This window comes from Arthrobacter sp. TE12231, assembly GCF_054062895.1.
Map to the genome: position 1 here is coordinate 1770265 of NZ_JBSSFS010000001.1, position 15059 is coordinate 1785323.

At 68.4% G+C, this 15059-nt stretch carries 13 protein-coding genes and 1 pseudogene; 7 read left to right on the plus strand and 7 right to left on the minus strand.

All coding sequences use genetic code 11. The features are described 5' to 3' along the window. The first annotated feature begins 117 nt into the window (after nucleotides 1-117). Nucleotides 118-993 (plus strand): GNAT family N-acetyltransferase, encoded by an 876-nt coding sequence (locus ACVWYS_RS08045; RefSeq protein WP_456508958.1) that lies wholly within the window; start codon nucleotides 118-120, stop codon nucleotides 991-993. Between the two features lie 71 nt (nucleotides 994-1064). Here ACVWYS_RS08045 and ACVWYS_RS08050 read toward each other — a convergent pair whose 3' ends face one another. The 6 genes from ACVWYS_RS08050 to ACVWYS_RS08075 form a co-directional block, all read right to left on the minus strand. Further along, nucleotides 1065-1277, minus strand: coding sequence for a hypothetical protein (locus ACVWYS_RS08050; RefSeq protein WP_456508959.1), 213 nt, complete (start codon nucleotides 1275-1277; stop codon nucleotides 1065-1067). Nucleotides 1278-1316: 39 nt separating this feature from the next. Continuing rightward, complete coding sequence (locus ACVWYS_RS08055) at nucleotides 1317-2714, minus strand: MFS transporter (protein ID WP_456508960.1); 1398 nt, start codon at nucleotides 2712-2714, stop codon at nucleotides 1317-1319. Between the two features lie 11 nt (nucleotides 2715-2725). Next, nucleotides 2726-3055, minus strand: coding sequence for a Dabb family protein (locus tag ACVWYS_RS08060; RefSeq protein ID WP_091252371.1), 330 nt, complete (start codon nucleotides 3053-3055; stop codon nucleotides 2726-2728). Between the two features lies 1 nt (nucleotide 3056). Then, nucleotides 3057-4745 carry an FAD-dependent oxidoreductase gene (locus ACVWYS_RS08065; protein WP_456508961.1) on the minus strand — a complete coding sequence of 563 codons (1689 nt, stop codon included), beginning with the start codon at nucleotides 4743-4745 and terminating at the stop codon, nucleotides 3057-3059. 37 nt (nucleotides 4746-4782) lie between these two features. Then, entirely contained in the window at nucleotides 4783-5544 is a 762-nt protein-coding gene (locus ACVWYS_RS08070) for an SDR family NAD(P)-dependent oxidoreductase (RefSeq protein WP_091252424.1), read from the minus strand. A gap of 120 nt (nucleotides 5545-5664) precedes the next feature. Continuing rightward, nucleotides 5665-6450, minus strand: a complete 786-nt coding sequence (locus ACVWYS_RS08075; protein ID WP_344367649.1) for an IclR family transcriptional regulator — start codon at nucleotides 6448-6450, stop codon at nucleotides 5665-5667. A gap of 132 nt (nucleotides 6451-6582) precedes the next feature. Here ACVWYS_RS08075 and ACVWYS_RS08080 point away from each other — a divergent pair, with 132 nt between their 5' ends. From ACVWYS_RS08080 to ACVWYS_RS08105, 6 genes and pseudogenes are all read left to right on the plus strand, one after another. Further along, nucleotides 6583-8310: an FAD-dependent oxidoreductase gene (locus ACVWYS_RS08080; protein WP_456508962.1), complete on the plus strand. Its 1728-nt coding sequence runs from the start codon at nucleotides 6583-6585 to the stop codon at nucleotides 8308-8310. Between the two features lie 21 nt (nucleotides 8311-8331). After that, on the plus strand, nucleotides 8332-9105 hold the full coding sequence (locus ACVWYS_RS08085; RefSeq protein ID WP_344367651.1) for an IclR family transcriptional regulator: 774 nt from the start codon (nucleotides 8332-8334) through the stop codon (nucleotides 9103-9105). A gap of 359 nt (nucleotides 9106-9464) precedes the next feature. Then, a pseudogene (locus ACVWYS_RS08090) lies at nucleotides 9465-11184 on the plus strand (DUF222 domain-containing protein). Nucleotides 11185-11447: 263 nt separating this feature from the next. Then, nucleotides 11448-12728: a cytochrome P450 gene (locus ACVWYS_RS08095; RefSeq protein WP_344367468.1), complete on the plus strand. Its 1281-nt coding sequence runs from the start codon at nucleotides 11448-11450 to the stop codon at nucleotides 12726-12728. Then, nucleotides 12721-13974, plus strand: a complete 1254-nt coding sequence (locus tag ACVWYS_RS08100) for an NAD(P)/FAD-dependent oxidoreductase (protein ID WP_456508964.1) — start codon at nucleotides 12721-12723, stop codon at nucleotides 13972-13974. Before ACVWYS_RS08095 ends, ACVWYS_RS08100 begins: the two co-directional genes overlap by 8 nt. 16 nt (nucleotides 13975-13990) lie before the next feature. Beyond that, nucleotides 13991-14314 (plus strand): 2Fe-2S iron-sulfur cluster-binding protein, encoded by a 324-nt coding sequence (locus ACVWYS_RS08105; RefSeq protein WP_456508965.1) that lies wholly within the window; start codon nucleotides 13991-13993, stop codon nucleotides 14312-14314. A gap of 94 nt (nucleotides 14315-14408) precedes the next feature. On the opposite strand, the gene ACVWYS_RS08110 is transcribed toward ACVWYS_RS08105, so the two are convergent. Next, nucleotides 14409-15056 (minus strand): acVLRF1 family peptidyl-tRNA hydrolase, encoded by a 648-nt coding sequence (locus ACVWYS_RS08110; protein WP_456508966.1) that lies wholly within the window; start codon nucleotides 15054-15056, stop codon nucleotides 14409-14411. Nucleotides 15057-15059 lie beyond the last annotated feature (3 nt).

Below are 15059 nucleotides of genomic sequence, written 5' to 3' on the forward strand. Positions count from 1 at the left end.
GCAGGGGCTCCCCGGGAAACCGCGGAGCCCCTGCTGTCTGCACAAGTGCCTACTCTCTGCACAGGTGCCTACACTCCGCACAGCTGCCCCTTCATTCGTTCCGGACGGAGAACCTCGATGGATCAGAGCCCGAACCCCGCACCAAAGCCCGCACAGATCGCGCCGGGGAACCCCGCAGGGATTCGCGGTCTGGAGGCGCTGATGGATGCCGCGTGGCCTGCCGCCGAATGCGAGGAGTCCGGCGGGTGGGTGCTGCGGGCCGCGTCCGGCGTGACCCAGCGGGCGAACTCGGTCTGGACGCGGGATCCCGGCGAGGACCCGCACCGGTTGATCGCCAGGATCCGGGAGGCGCGGCTGTGGTACCGGGACCGGCGGCTCCCGCTGATCTTCCAGAGTTTTGACGGCCCGCGCTATGCGGCCCTGAATGCGGTGCTCGACGCCGAAGGGTTCACGCGGCAGTCCGAAACCCTGGTCCTGGTACGTCCGTCCGGGGCGGAGCCTGCCGGCGGCTCTGCGGGCCCGGACCCGGCCGTGGAAATCACCCCTGAACCCACTGCCGACTGGCTGGACCTGTGGTGGAGCGTCGACGGCCGCGGCGGGTCGGCAGAGCTCGCCGTCGCCCGCGGCATCCTCGAAGGTTGCCCGGCCGTCTACGCCCTGGTGCGGGACGACGACGGCGTACCGGCCGCCGTCGCGCGGCTCGCCATGCCCGGGACTGTGCCCGTCGTGGCCGGCCCTGCGCCCGCCGGGCCGGGCTGGGGCGGCCTGTACTGCATGGCGACGCGCCCGGACGCGCGGCGGCGCGGCTATGGCGGCCGGATTGTCCGGGCCCTGCTGCGCGAAGGCGACCCCCGCGGGCTGGAGGGCTACTGGCTGTTGGTGATGGCGTCCAACGCCGGTGCCCGGGACCTGTACGCACAAGCAGGCTTCCGCGAAGCCTGCCGGTACCTCTACCGGCAGGAGCGGCCGAAGCGTCACCTGACCGGCTGCTGAAACGGCGCCTGCGGCACCCGAACGGATCGGGGCGGCAGGCGCCGTCGGGCAGTGCGGAGCCGCAGGCTGCTCTACATGTCTTCCGTGTCATAGTGCAGGCCGAGCCACGGCGAGGCAGTCAGTTCACCGGCGGAGGTCCGAGGCGTTGCCGGTTCCCCGGTGCCTGCGGCGGGGACCAGGCACCCTGCGGATCCGTGCATGCCGGACCCCTGTGGTCCCAGGATCCGGGTCCCGGCCACGTGGATTGGCCAGTGGTGCGGGAACGCGCTGTGACGGCTGGACATGGGGTTCTCCTTCGGGCGGTGGCGCCGGGTGGCGGCGGTTCAGGGAAGCTGCAGGGCCGGCGGGGCCTGCTGTGCGGCGGGATTCTCCCCGGCAAGCATTTCCCGGCGGCGGGCGGTCCCGGCCAGGTAGGGGCCGCCCAGGTCCTCTATGGGGGTCTTGTACGTCTCGCGGGAGAAGTACACGGAGACGGCGGCGATGACCATGCAGACCGTGGCGAAGACTGCCACGGGAACCCACCCGGTGATGCCGGGGGTGAGCAGCATGCCGGCGATCATCGGGGCGAAACCGGCCAGGACCAGGCCCAGCTGGTTGCCCATCGCCATGCCCGTGTAGCGCACCGGGGCGGCGAACTGCTCGGCAAAGAACGAGGGCCAGATGCCGTTGAAGCCGGAGTACAGCACCGTCATGTTGAGGAGAGCTGCCAGGAACACCAGCAGGATATTGCCTGAGGACAGGGCCAGGAAGTACAGGAAGATCGTGATCGAGCAGCCGATCGCGGCGGTCAGCAGCAGCGGGCGTCGGCCGATCCGGTCCGAGAGCCTCGCGGCCAGCGGCATGGCGAACATCGACAAGCCGATGGCGACGGCGTTGACGGTCAGGATGGAGGCCCGGTCAAACCCGGCGGTGGAGGTAGCGTAGGCCAGCCCGAAGACGGTGAAGATGGTCTGCATGACGGACATGATGGACATGCCCATCACGCGGAGCACATCGGGGCCTTGGAACTTCAGCACGTCCTTGACCGGCATCGGGGCGACCTGCCGGTGTTCCTGGGCCTCCTCGAAGACCGGGGTCTCATCCAGGTGGGTCCGCACCCAGTACGCGATGGCCAGGACCACGATGGAGAGCCAGAACGGGATGCGCCAGCCCCAGCTCATCATGGCTTCCTGCGGCATGGACGTGACCGGGATGAAGACGAGGGTGGCGAGCACCATGCCGGAGGCGTAGCCGGTCATCACAAAGCTGGTGAAGAAGCCGCGCCTGCCCTCCGGGGAGTGTTCCAGCGTGAGCGTGGACGCGCCCGCCGATTCAGCCCCGGCGGAGAAACCCTGCGCGAGCCGCCCGGCCACCAGCAGGATCGGGGCCCAGATGCCCACCTGCTCGTAGCTTGGCAGGAAGCCGATGCCGAGCGAGGCCAGGCCCATGATGCCCAGGGTGAGCAACAGGATCTTCTTACGCCCCAGCTTGTCGCCGAAGTGGCCCATGACGAGCCCGCCCACCGGCCGCGCCACGTACGCGACGCCGAAGGTGGCGAAGGCGCCGATCAGGCCGATGGCGGGGTCGGCGGCGGGGAAGAACAGGTGCGGGAACACCAGCGCCGCGGCGGTCCCGTAGATGAAGAAGTCGTAGTACTCCAGGGTGCTGCCCAGGAAGGACGCCAGGGCTGCCTTCCTGGGTGTCTTTCGCGCGGCCAGGCGTGGAGCGGGTGCAGTGTGCATGGGGATCTCCTTTAAGACGACGGCGTCTTAGTGGCAGCCGGCTGGGTATCCCCGAGGTGGAAGTCCACCGAGAGGATTTGCTGGCTGTTGGGGAATGAATAGGCCTTGAGCGGTTCGTGCAGCGGATGCGTGTTGTACACCGCGATGTCCTCGACCTTTTCGAAGTCCGCCACGATGGCGTAGTCGAAGGAGCGCTCTGTGCTGAGCACATCCGGGCCGTGGGTCAGGCTGAGCATGCCGGGGATATTCCCGGTCATCTTGTTGAGTCCGGTGATCCAGGCCTGCTTGTCGGCGGGCGGGAAGTCCGGTTTGAACTTGAAGAGGACGGTGTGGCGGATCATCTCAGGCCTCCACCAGTTCAGAGATTGCGTCAGCGGTGGCCGTGGTGCGGGCCGTCGGGGCGAAGCCGGGGTCCTGGCCGGCAATGGTGCGGCCGGCGAGGTAGCCCATGGTCATGATCGGGCCGAGGGTGGCACCGGCGCCGGGGTAGCCGGCGGCGTAGGCGTTTTCGGTCGTGTTGCCCGCGGCGTAGAGACCCTCGATGGGGCGGTTGTCCACGTCCAGGACGCGGGCGCGGCCGTCCGTGGCGACGCCGCCGTTGGTTCCGAAGGCGCCGTTCACTACCTCCATGGCGTAGAACGGTCCGGTCTCGAGGGGACCCAGGGACGGGTTCGGGTACGGGTTGTCGCCGTCGCCCCAGTATTTGTCGTACGCGCTTTCGCCGCGGCCAAAGTCGGGATCCTCGCCCTTGACGGCGAACTCGTTGAACCGCGCCACAGTCGCCGTCAGATTTCCGGCGGGAACCTTGATCTTTGCCGCGAGCTCCGCCAGCGTCGACGCTTCGATCAGGTAGTCGGGGACTGGCTGACCGGCCCGGTGCGCCAGGATGCCGTAACGCTCCATGTAGGCGTGGTCGACGATCACGTGTGCCGGGGTGTTGAGGGTCTGGTTCCGGGGGGAGTCCCAGGACTGCAGGCTCCGGGCCAGGTCGTTGTAGTTCTGGGATTCGTTGGCGAAGCGGCGGCCGTGGCGGTTGACCATCAAGGATCCGGGGCCCTGGCGCTCGAAGCGGAGCAGGGTGCCGATTGGCTGCCCGTCCCGGGTGTCGCCGGTGACCGACATCGGGGCCCACCAGGCTTCCCTGGTGCCGCGGGTCTGGCCGCCGATCCGCTGCGCCATCCGCAAGCCGTCGCCGGTGTTCGAGGGCGGAGAGCACATCGTGTAGAGCCGCGAGGCGAGCATCGAGTCGGCCAGTGCCTTGTCCCATTCGAAGCCGCCGGTGGCCAGCACCACGCCGTCGTTCGCCTGGAAGACGTCGCCGGTTTCGAGTTCGACGCCGGTCACCCGGCCGCCGTCGGTGAGTAGGCGGTGTCCGCGGGCCTCGGTGACGAGGGCCACGCCGTCGCGGACCAGGCTCGCAAGGAGCATGGATACGAGGGCCTGCCCCTTGGCCACGAAACCGTCGGCCTGGCGCCGGTTCAGTTCGTCCCAGGGAAACTTGGTGAAGGCGCCCCAGTTTTCGTACTCCTGCATGGTGAACGGGGCGCGGCCGTCGGTGCGGACGTGCGGGGTGAGCGCGCCCAGGGCTTCCTTGCTGTTGAAGAGTTCCGGCTCCACGGTGCGGCCCCCCTCGACAGCGCCGGGCAGGTCCTGGCGGTAGTCCGGGAAGTTGTTCAGGAAAATGAAGCGGACGCCGCATTCCGCTTCCACGAAGCGGAGCATCTGGTCCCCGTAGTCCAAGGCGGCGTCCAGGAGTTCCTCCCGTCCGCGGCCGCGGGCCACGGCCCGCACATATCTGGCGGCAGCTTCCTTGGAATCGGTGATGCCGGCTTCGCGGGCGTGGTGGTTGTCGGCCACCCAGAGCATGCCGCCGGAGACGGCCGAGGTGCCGCCCAGCAGGGCGCTCTTTTCCAGCACGACGACGGACTTGCCGGCACGGGCGGCGGTGGCCGCCGCGGTAAGGGCACCGGCGCCGGAGCCGACGACGACGACGTCGTAGCGGTCTGACGCGGTTCCATGGACGAATTTCATGGGTGTTGCCTTTCAGGAAGGGAAGAGTATGCGGCCGTCAGACGGCGGTGTAGCCGCCGTCGATCACGAGCTCGGAACCGGTGGTGAACCGCGATTCGTCCGAGGCCAGGTAGAGCACGCCGTAGGCGATCTCGTCGGGTTCGCCTTGCCGCGGGAGCGGGTTTGAGCCGACGAGCTGCTTGTAATATGCCTCCGGGCCGATGTCGGACTGCTCGGCGGAGCGGCGGCTCATGCGGGTGTTCATGGACCCGGGGTGGATGGAATTGACCCGGATGCCGTGGCTTCCGTAGGCCGCCGCGTCGGATTTGCTCAGCAGCCGGACGGCGCCTTTGGTGGCGTGGTAGAGCGGCACGTTCCGGCCGCCCGTGATGCCGTGGATGGACGAGAAGTTGATGATGCTGCCGGCGCCCTTCTCGATCATGCCGGGGACCACGTGCTTGGTCATCAGCCAGACGCCCTTGACGTTGACGTTGAAGATCGTGTCGAAGTCCGTCAGTGATGCGGTGTGCGAGGCGCCGGCCGGGCCGATGATGCCGGCCGCGTTGACCAGGATGTCCGGGGCGCCAAGTTCGTCCGTCACCCGGCGGATCGCGTCAGCGACGCTGTCCTCGCTGGTGACGTCGACGTCGTACTGGCTGATGTTTTCGTGGGTGGCGGCGGACGGAATGCCCGCAACGTCCAAGCTGGCGACCTTCGCGCCGTGCTCGGCGAGCAGGGCGGCGGTGGCGCTGCCCAAATCTCCGCGGCCGCCGGTGACGACGGCGGTCTTCCCGGCCACGCGGCTCTGTGTGGGGTTCATGTGCTGCTCCTCGTACTCCTGCAGCATCTTCGCTGCGTCTAAGCCAGAGTGGCAGGGGAGTTGTGACGGCAACCACACGATTGCCGATGAACGGCAAAAGTCTGACCGGAAAACCGTGGTTCAGTGACTTTGGCGGAGGGTGCCCTTGAGCTCGCCGCGCCAGCCTAGGGCCCGTGAGATGCCCCGCGCGGCAGCCATCAGCACGGGGACGCGGGCGGCTGCGTTCTCCTCGTTGCGCGGCACCACCACGCTGAGGGCGGCGCGGATGGTGTTCTCGGGGCCGAAGACGGGGACGGCGATGCCGCTGGACTCGGGCACGATCACGCCGGGCATGGCCGCGAAGCCGCGCTGCCTGATCTCGGCCAGGTGGCGGCGCAGCAGGGCGGGATCGGTCAGGGTGGTTTCGGTGTACTTTGTCAGCGGGCGGGCCAGGATGGTGTCCTGGTAGGCGGCGGAGGAGTGGGCAAGGAGGACCAGCCCGGACGACGTCGCGTGGACGGGGAGGCGGCCGGCGATCTTGGTGATGTCCACGATTGTCTTGTCGGAGCCCAGCCGCTCGATGTACAGAACCTCATCCGAATCAAGGATTCCCAGGGTGGTGGAGTGCTGCACCACTGCCTGGACGTCCTCCATGAACGGCAGGGCGGCCTCCCGCAGCCCCAGCATCTTGGATCCGCGGGAGACGAGCTCCCACATCCGGGTCCCGATGTGGATGTCACCGCCGGGCTCGCGTTCGAGGAGCCGTTCGAGCAGCAGATCGTTGACCAGCCGGTAGGTCGTCGTCACCGGAAGCCCGGTCCGGCGCCCCAGTTCCGCGACGCTCATGGAGGTGTGGCCGTCGTCGAACGCGCTTACGATCTTCACAAAGCGTCCGATGATCGACTCGCCCGATGCGGAATTCGCCATTGAACCTCCTCAGGATTCCCGCTCAATGGTAATCGTCCTCGCGGTGATCCGCGTCACCGGCTCTACTGGGGGTCTAGCATTCCAACCCGGCTGCCGCAGCGAAGCGTGCGGCCGACTGAACGGAGCAAAACCATGAGCAAACCCGTCCTCTGTGATGTCCTCGTCATTGGCTCCGGTGTGGCCGGAATGGCCGCAGCGTTGAAAGCCGCCTCGCAAGGACTGAACGTGATCGTGGCCGAGAAGGAACAGTACTTCGGCGGCACGACGGCGATCTCCGCCGGTTGGGCGTGGGTCCCCGGCAACAAGCAGGGCGTGGAGCAGGGGGACACCCGGGAGGAAGCCGAGACCTACCTGAGGAACCTGGCCCCGGAGACGTTCAACGAGGCTGGCGTCCGTGACTTCCTGGACACCGTGCCGGAAGCCATCTCCTTCTTCGAGAACGAGACCGAGGTGAAGTTCACCTACCCGGAGAAGTCGCCGGACTACAAGATGGACCTGCCGGGCGCAAAGCTCTCGGGCCGGGCCATTCTGCCGCAGGATGTTGACGCGCGCGTGCTGGGGGACAAGCGACTCCTCATGCAGCCGTACATGAGTTCCTACACCGTGTTCGGCTACATGCCGCAGGTCGGCCCGGATATCAACGAGTTCTTCCACGTGAACCAGTCGGTCAGTTCGTTCGTGTATGTGGCTAAGAAGCTGCTGCGCACCTGGGCCGACGCCGCCCGCTACAAGCGACCCGTCCTGCGCTCCAACGGCAACGCACTGATGACCCGCATGGTCAAGAGCGCCGATGACCTGGGCGTGCGCCTGTGGAAGTCTTCGCCGGCCCTCTCCCTGACCCGCGACGACGACGGAACCATCACCGGGGCGGTCATCGGCGGTGAGCATGCCGCCACAGTGACGGCGCGGCTCGGCGTCATCCTCGCCGCCGGCGGCTTCTCCGGCAACAAGGAACTGCGGCAGCAGTACTTCCCGCACGACGCCGACGGCGAGGACCACTTCACCCCGACCGTGGGCCACGGCGGTGACGCCGCCACCCTGGCGATCAGCGCCGGCGGCCACATCGACAATTCGGTATTCAGCGTCGGGTCCTGGGCGCCGGTCACGGTATTCAAATACCTCAACGGCAAGCAGCGCCTCTTCCCGCACCTGCGCGCCATCGGACTGCCGGGGCTGATCGCCGTCGACCGCCACGGCAAGCGGTTCGGGAACGAAGCTCTGAGTTACCACGACTTCGGCGGCACCATGATCGAGCACAATAAGGGCCAGGACAAGACGTTCGGGTACGTGATCGGGGATGCGAAGACGATGCACAAATACGGCATCGGTTACGCCAAGCCCTGGCCGATGCCGCGCGGGTACTTCTACAAGACCGGGTACCTGGTCAAGGGCGCCACCTTGGAGGAACTGGCCGGCAAGCTCGGCATCGACGCCGCGGGTCTGAAGGCGACGGTGGCTGACTTCAACCCGGCGGCGGAGCGCGGCGAGGACCCGTACTTTGGCCGGGGTTCCACGCTCTACAACCACTTCCGCGGGGACATGGAGCACAAGCCGAACCCGAACCTGGCCCCGGTGGGCAAGGGACCGTACTATGCCGCCAAGATTCAGATGGGCGACCTCGGCACCTTCGCCGGGATTGGCGTCAACGAACGCTCCGAGGTGGTCACTGACGAGGGGACTGCCATTCCCGGCCTGATCGCCGTCGGTGCGGCAGCGGTCAGCGTCTTCGGCGGCGGCTACCCGGGCTACGGCTCGCACATTGGGCCGGCCCTCGTGTTTGGTTACCGGGCGGGCCGCGACATCGCGAAGTTCTCCGCGGTCCGGGGTGTGGAGCGTGCGGCCACCGTGGAAGCCGGCTAAGGCGCAGGGCCGGAGGCGTCCGTGGCAAACTCACCCACCGGTGAATCGGTCATCAGCCGCGTTGTGCGGCTCATGAGCGCGTTCGACCGCGACCTCCCCACCATGACGCTCTCCGGCCTTGCCCGCCGCGCAGACCTGCCCCTGACCACCACCCACCGGCTCGTGGACGATCTAGTGCTGCACGGCCTGATCGAGCGGCTGGCGGACGGGAACCTGCGTTCGGGGATGCGGATGTGGGAGCTGGCAGCACGGGGATCGCGTGCGCTGAATCTCCGTGAGCTGGCATGGCCCTTCATGGAGGATGTCCAGGCGGCCGTGCACCAGCACACCACGCTGGCGGTGCTGGACCACGGGACCGTGCTCTACGTGGAGCGGCTGTCCTCGCCCCAATCCAGCCTGGACGCCGCCCATATCGCCCAGAGGATGCCGATTCATGCCGCCTCGTCCGGCCTGGTGCTGCTGGCCTTCGCGCCGACTGCCGTCCAGGACGACGTGCTTTCGCGCCCGCTGCCGGCGATGACCGCGGAGACCATTACTGACCCGGCACTCATCCGGAAACACCTGGCCGACATTAGGCATCGCGGCTACGTTGCCCTGCCGGGCATCGGCGTAACGGAGTGGACGGGCATCGCCGTGCCCGTCTTCGGCCCGGGCAACACCGTCGCCGCCGCGCTCAATGCCATCGTTCCGCGGCAGGAAGCCGCCGTGCCCCTCACCGTCCCGGCGCTCCTGACCGCAGCGCACGGGATCTCCCGTGCACTGAAGGCCTCCGGCCCGGTTCCGAGACGGGGCTGAGGGCGTGTCTGTGGACGTGTCCGTGAGCGGCAGTGGGCGGCGGTGGGCGGCGGTCTGCCGGGCCCATGGCTCGTCGTCAGGCTCCGTCCGCAACTTCACGGGTTCCGATGTAGCGCAGGAGCCGTGCAGTGATTGCAGAGGCAATCAGCAGGCACCCCAGCCGGCTGCCCAGGCTTGAGCCCTGATGGACGGGAAGGGCGAGTTCCACGCTTGCCGAACAGGCCTGCAGCAGACCCGGTTGCGGGCACCACGGCGACCACGGCACCGGTCAAAAAGATGTCACGGCAGACCGGGCGTCAGTGCCGGCGTCCCGTCGGAGCAGCATCAAGATTGTCGGTGCCCCTTCATAGACTTGGGGTATGAAAAGCAGGGTGGCGTGGAGCGGGGACAGCGGGGTGGCGGTGGAGGCCGTTGCCGCGTCTGTGGCTGTGCTGGCTGCCTTGCTCGGGTCCGGTGCCGGCGGCCCGGACCGCTCTGATCCGGCCGCCGCCGATGCCCAGCGGGATGCCAATGACTTGCGGGATGCTGATGCCCTCCGGGACGCTGATCCGTTGCGGGATTTGGCGGATGGGTTGTTGGACGGGTTGGCCGAGGTGGCCCGGTTGGAGGCCCGGACGGCGGCGCTGAAGGTTCAGCTGGCCGCCGACTACGCGCGGGCGGTCAGGTTCCTGGCCCCGCCGGCGGGATCCGTGCGGGACCGTGCCGTCCAGGAGATGGCCCTGGTCGCCGAGGTGGCCTGTGTCCTGACCGTGAGCGAACGCACCGCCGGGGCGCTGTTGTCCGAGGCCCGGGCCTTGACGACCGGGCTGCCGCTGACCTGGGCGGCGTTGCGGGCCGGGACGATTTCCTGGCAGCACGCCCGGATCCTTGTCGAGGAAACCAGCGGCCTGGACGGTGCCGGGGCGGCCTCGCTGGAGGGGCACTTCCTGGACCCCGACGCCCCCGGGGCGGCCCGGGGCTGTGCGGCCGGGGAGCTCGTGCCGTCCCGGTTCCGGGCCAAGGCCCGCACTTGGCGCGAACGCCACCACCCGGAGAGCATCGAGGCACGCCACACCGTGAGCGTCGCGGACCGGCGGGTGGAGTTCGTCCCGGACCGGGACGGCATGGCCTGGCTTTCCGCCCGGCTCCCGGCCGAGACCGCGGGCCGGGATCTGGGAACGGACCACCGCCGCCGCCCGCGCCCTGCAGGGCCCGGCCGAGACCCGGACCCTGGCCCAGCTGCGCGCCGACATCGCCGCGACCTGGCTCCTCACCAACGCCACCGGCCCCACCCCAGGGACCACAGCCCGAACAGCCGGCGACGGCACCACCAACGGACTTGCCAGCGGCGGAATGGTTGACTGCGGAACCGGTGGGAGCGGGGGTCTTCCGGTGCCGCGGGCGCAGATCCTGGTCACCGTGCCGGTCCTGTCGCTGCTGGGCCTCACGGACGAACCGGCCGTCCTGGACGGGTACGGTCCGATCCCGCCGTCGATGGCCCGGCGCCTCGTCAGTGGCGGCGCGGGTTCCTTCTACCGGGTCCTGACCGATCCCCGGGACGGGGCGCCGCTGGAAATCGGGCGGAGCAGCTACCGTCTGCCGGCGGCGCAGCGGCACTGGCTCCGGCTCCGGGACGGCAGGTGTCCGTTTCCCGGCTGTAACAACCATTCCCTGGACAACGAGGCGGACCACCTCCTGGCCTGGGCCGACGGCGGCACCACCGGTATCGCCAACCTGGGCCAGCCCTGCCCGAAACACCACCGCCTCAAACACTCCTCCGCCTGGACACCCGTCGGGGCCACCACAACGAGCCCGCCGGGCTGGATTTCACCCTCAAAACGCTACTATCCGAGCGAGCATCAGGACTGGGAACCGCCCCGCTGGCCCGCCCACCTCCCGATCACGGCTACAGACACAGACCCACGGGCGGAGCGAGGCGTGCCCGCGGATCCGGAGCCGGAACTGCCCCCGGATCCCTTCCCCGACTGGCACCACTTCACGGCCGGGCACCCATTCCCCGCCGCAGACACCGACGACCCCGACTGGCCGGCACCCCTCGACGACCCCATCCCCGAATGGGGCCTATACCAATCCGCCTGAACGACCGGTTGCGGGTCAATTTAGTGCGGTAATCGAGCCCGGGGGTGACACACTTCCTGCCACTGACAATCGGCTCCGGTTTCACCGTCACGCTCGCCTGCGCACAAGAGCCGCCGGGCGACTTTCACAACCGATGAACGGAAGCCCTATGGGGCCGACGCGTGGCCGGTGGGCACTCTTGATTGAGACGTGGATCACGTCGACTCGCACGGGGAATTCACCCGCGTGAGTCACCCACGACAGTCACGCATGAAAGAAGGACAATGATGTCTGCCGCCACCACAGAACTAACGCCCGTGGACGAGTCACTCTCCGGGCCGGCCGCACTGCCGCCTTACTCCCATGAGCTCGCCTGGCCGGATGGCATGGCGCCGTTCAAGGTCGTCGACGACGGAACCCAGGGTGACCCGTACGCGCACTACGCATGGATGCGGGACAACGCTCCGGTTCTCCGCGCCGCCTCGCCGGTCTCGGACGTCTGGTTCATCTCCCGCTATGACGATGTCCGCAAGGCCATGCGCGCCCCGAAGGTCTTTTCCTCCCAAGTGGTGGACCCGGTGCCGCTGACCTTCCTGACCCTGTTCGATGCCCCGAACCACACGCGGCTGCGCCAGGTCGTTGCGCAGGCCTTCACTCCAAAGGCGATCGCCCGCTTTGAAGACCGGGTCCGCGAGAACGCCCACAAATATCTGGACCCGATGATCGCAGCCGGCGGCGGCGACGCCGTCGATGACTACGCGATCCCGCTGAGCATGTCCACCATCAGCGCCCTGCTGGATGTCCCGGCGTCGGACTTCGAGAAGATGAAGTTCTGGTCGGATGAGACCTTCAGCTACTTCGGCAGGCTGGCCCGCAATGCGCAGGGCACGGGAACCGACGAACAGAGCACCTTCGAGTTCTTCGCGTACCTGAAGGGCACCATGGAACGGCTCTACCGCGAGGAAAGCGAGTCCGTGGGCGGCCATATCGCCCGGATGTGGAAGGAAGGCCTCCTCAGCGAGAAGGAAGCCAAGGAACTCTGCGCTTTCGTCTTCGTTGCCGGCCATGACACCACCACCATCCTGCTGGCCAACGCCTTCCGGGTCTTCAGCGAGCAACCCGGGCTGCTGGACCGGATCCGGCAGAACCCCGCCGACGCGAACCTCTTCGTCGAGGAACTGGCCCGCTTCCGCGGAACGGTGCAGCGCGCCAGCCGGATCACCACCGAAGACGTCGAGGTTGCCGGCGTGCGCATCCCTGCCGGCGCCATCGTCCGGTTGCTGCCGGCAGCGGCGAACCGCGACAGCGCCAAGTACCCCGACGGCGAGACCTTCAACATCGACCGCAACACCGACGGCCACCTCGGCTTCGGCCACGGTGTGCATAGCTGTCTCGGCGCCCCGCTGGCCAGGCTGGAAACGGTCGTAACGGTGGAACTCCTCGCCGCAAAGCTCGGCTCCCTGACCCTCAACAAAGACAAGCCGATCGAATACGTCCGGGGCAACAACCTGACCAACTCAGGTCCGGAACACCTTTACGTCGAGCTGGAGAAGTTCAATGCTTAGTCAGCAGCCCACTGAGTCCGTCCTGAATCCAATCGTCATCGTCGGCGCCGGCCACTCCGGAGTCGCGGTGGCCGCAGGACTGCGATCCCGCGGCTGGGAGGGGGACATCCTGCTGCTCGAAGCGGAAAAGGAGACGCCCTACGAACGCCCTCCACTGTCCAAGGAACTCCTGAAGGCCGGCGCTCCGGATGAGTCCGCCGTGCTGCGCAAAGAAAAGTTCTACCACGAAAAGCGCATTAACCGGCGGGCAGGGCTCACCGCCGACGCCATCGACCCGGGCGGCAGGACCGTCCAGCTGTCCGACGGCAGCCGCCACGGCTACCACCGCCTCGTCATCGCCACCGGCTCCCGCGCCAGGTCCCTGACAGTCCCCGGGGCGGAACTCCCCGGGGTGCAGGCCCTGCGGACCCGGGACGACGCCCTTGAACTCAAACGCGCCCTCGTCCCCGGCGCCCGGGTCGCTATCATCGGCGCGGGATACATCGGCCTGGAAGTCGCCGCCGCCGCAGCCGCGAAAGGCTGCGACGTCACGGTGCTCGAATTCCAGGACCGCGTGATGAGCCGCGTGACCTCCGAGCCGGTATCCCGCTTCTTTGAGCGGCTCCATGAACAGAACGGTGTCCGGTTCGTCTTCGGCGCCGCGGTGACCGCCGTCGAGGGGTCTGACCGGGCCGAGCGCGTCGTCACCGCCGACGGCGCGGCCTACCCGGCCGACGTCGTCCTCGCCGGAATCGGCGTGGTGCCCAACCAGGAACTTGCCGCCGAGGCCGGCCTCCAGTGCCAGGACGGGATCCTCGTGGACGACGACGGGCGGACCTCGGTCCCCGGCATCTACGCCACGGGCGATGTCACGCGCTTCACCAGCACCATCGACGGCGCCAGCCAGCGCCTCGAATGCGTCCAGAACGCCATGGCGCAGGCCGACAGGGTGGCAGCTGACATCACGGGCCAGGCCCCCGCGGATCCGGAGATCCCTTGGTTCTGGACCGTCCAGCACGGCGTCCGGCTCCAGACGGCCGGCGTCCGGCACCCCGACGACGACGTGATCGTGCGCGGCACCCCGGCGGAGGGCAAGTTCTCGGTGGTCTACCTCCGCGACGGGCGCCTCGCCGCCGTCGACACCATCGCAGGCCTTACCGACTTCCGTCCGGCCAAGAAGCTGATCGCACAGAAAACACGGATTGATCCGCTGCTCGCCGCCGATCCCGGCACCCCACTGACCGACGCCGCGTTCGCAGCGTCCTGAAACCGAAGGAACCACCATGAGCAACAACAAACTCACCGTGATCGACCGCGAGGGCTCCACCCACGACCTGCAGTGGGAGCCGGACCAGACCCTGATGGAGGCCCTCCGGGACAACGACCTCCCGGTCCTGGCATCCTGCGGCGGCACCGCCTCCTGCGCCACCTGCCACGTCTTCCTGGAAAAGGAGGTCTTCGACACCCTTGCCGAGCGCAGCGAGGACGAACTCGAGTTGCTGGTCGATGCCGAGGGCTACCAGGAATGCGGCTCCAGGCTCTCCTGCCAGCTTGACTTCAGCCAGGACCTCAACGGAGTCACCGTCACTCTGGCGCCCGAAGAATAGCCGCGGCGTCCGGCCGCCGGATAGGGACGAGGCCGTCGTTCCATCTGCATATATTGGGGGATGGAACGGCCGCCGGTTCCTACGACGCCGGTTCCTACGACGCCGGATCCGTCACCAGGATCCGCACCGAGCACAGCTCCGCCGCAGCCTTCTTGAGGACCGCGGCACGCGGATCCGGAACGTCCAGGAACGCCAGCCGGGCCACGCCGGCGTAGCGCTTCAGCACAGGCTCGACGAGGACCTGGTCGACTAGCGTCCGGTCGCCGCCCGGCGCCAGGTACTCGATCCGGTGCTCCGCGAAGATCCTCGCGGCGTGCTCGGCCACGGCCTCCACGAGGGCATCAGCCTGGTTGGCGCGCCGCCGGGCGAAGCGCTGCTGGGACCAGCCGCCGGCAGCGGTCCGCGACTGGACGTGGCGGGTGCCGGTCTTGGACGCGACCACGGCGCCGCCGCTGACGACCGCCACCGAATAGCCGCCGCGGCGGACCAGCACGGTGCCAAGGCTGCGGGGCTGCCCGGCCAGGGACGCCAGCCGCGACACCGCGTCGCCGCCGCGCCCGGGCCGGCCATCCACGGGCCACGGCGCCTGCAGCAGCGCCACGGCGCCGTCCGCGGCTCGCACCTGCAGACCGGCGTCGAGCTCTTCCTCCACCAGGGCGCCATGGCTTGAGGCAAAGCGCTCCACCCAGCCGGGCAGCCGGGCAGCGGAAACGAAGGCCACACGGGATTCGGGGCTGGGCATTGG

Bases quoted from the DNA above. Each gene is read 5' to 3' on its own strand.
- ACVWYS_RS08045 (WP_456508958.1), top strand. From the start codon at position 118: ATGGATCAGAGCCCGAACCCCGCACCAAAGCCCGCACAGATCGCGCCG.
- ACVWYS_RS08050 (WP_456508959.1), bottom strand. From the start codon at position 1,277: ATGTCCAGCCGTCACAGCGCGTTCCCGCACCACTGGCCAATCCACGTG.
- ACVWYS_RS08055 (WP_456508960.1), bottom strand. From the start codon at position 2,714: ATGCACACTGCACCCGCTCCACGCCTGGCCGCGCGAAAGACACCCAGG.
- ACVWYS_RS08060 (WP_091252371.1), bottom strand. From the start codon at position 3,055: ATGATCCGCCACACCGTCCTCTTCAAGTTCAAACCGGACTTCCCGCCC.
- ACVWYS_RS08065 (WP_456508961.1), bottom strand. From the start codon at position 4,745: ATGAAATTCGTCCATGGAACCGCGTCAGACCGCTACGACGTCGTCGTC.
- ACVWYS_RS08070 (WP_091252424.1), bottom strand. From the start codon at position 5,544: ATGAACCCCACACAGAGCCGCGTGGCCGGGAAGACCGCCGTCGTCACC.
- ACVWYS_RS08075 (WP_344367649.1), bottom strand. From the start codon at position 6,450: ATGGCGAATTCCGCATCGGGCGAGTCGATCATCGGACGCTTTGTGAAG.
- ACVWYS_RS08080 (WP_456508962.1), top strand. From the start codon at position 6,583: ATGAGCAAACCCGTCCTCTGTGATGTCCTCGTCATTGGCTCCGGTGTG.
- ACVWYS_RS08095 (WP_344367468.1), top strand. From the start codon at position 11,448: ATGATGTCTGCCGCCACCACAGAACTAACGCCCGTGGACGAGTCACTC.
- ACVWYS_RS08100 (WP_456508964.1), top strand. From the start codon at position 12,721: ATGCTTAGTCAGCAGCCCACTGAGTCCGTCCTGAATCCAATCGTCATC.
- ACVWYS_RS08105 (WP_456508965.1), top strand. From the start codon at position 13,991: ATGAGCAACAACAAACTCACCGTGATCGACCGCGAGGGCTCCACCCAC.
- ACVWYS_RS08110 (WP_456508966.1), bottom strand. From the start codon at position 15,056: ATGCCCAGCCCCGAATCCCGTGTGGCCTTCGTTTCCGCTGCCCGGCTG.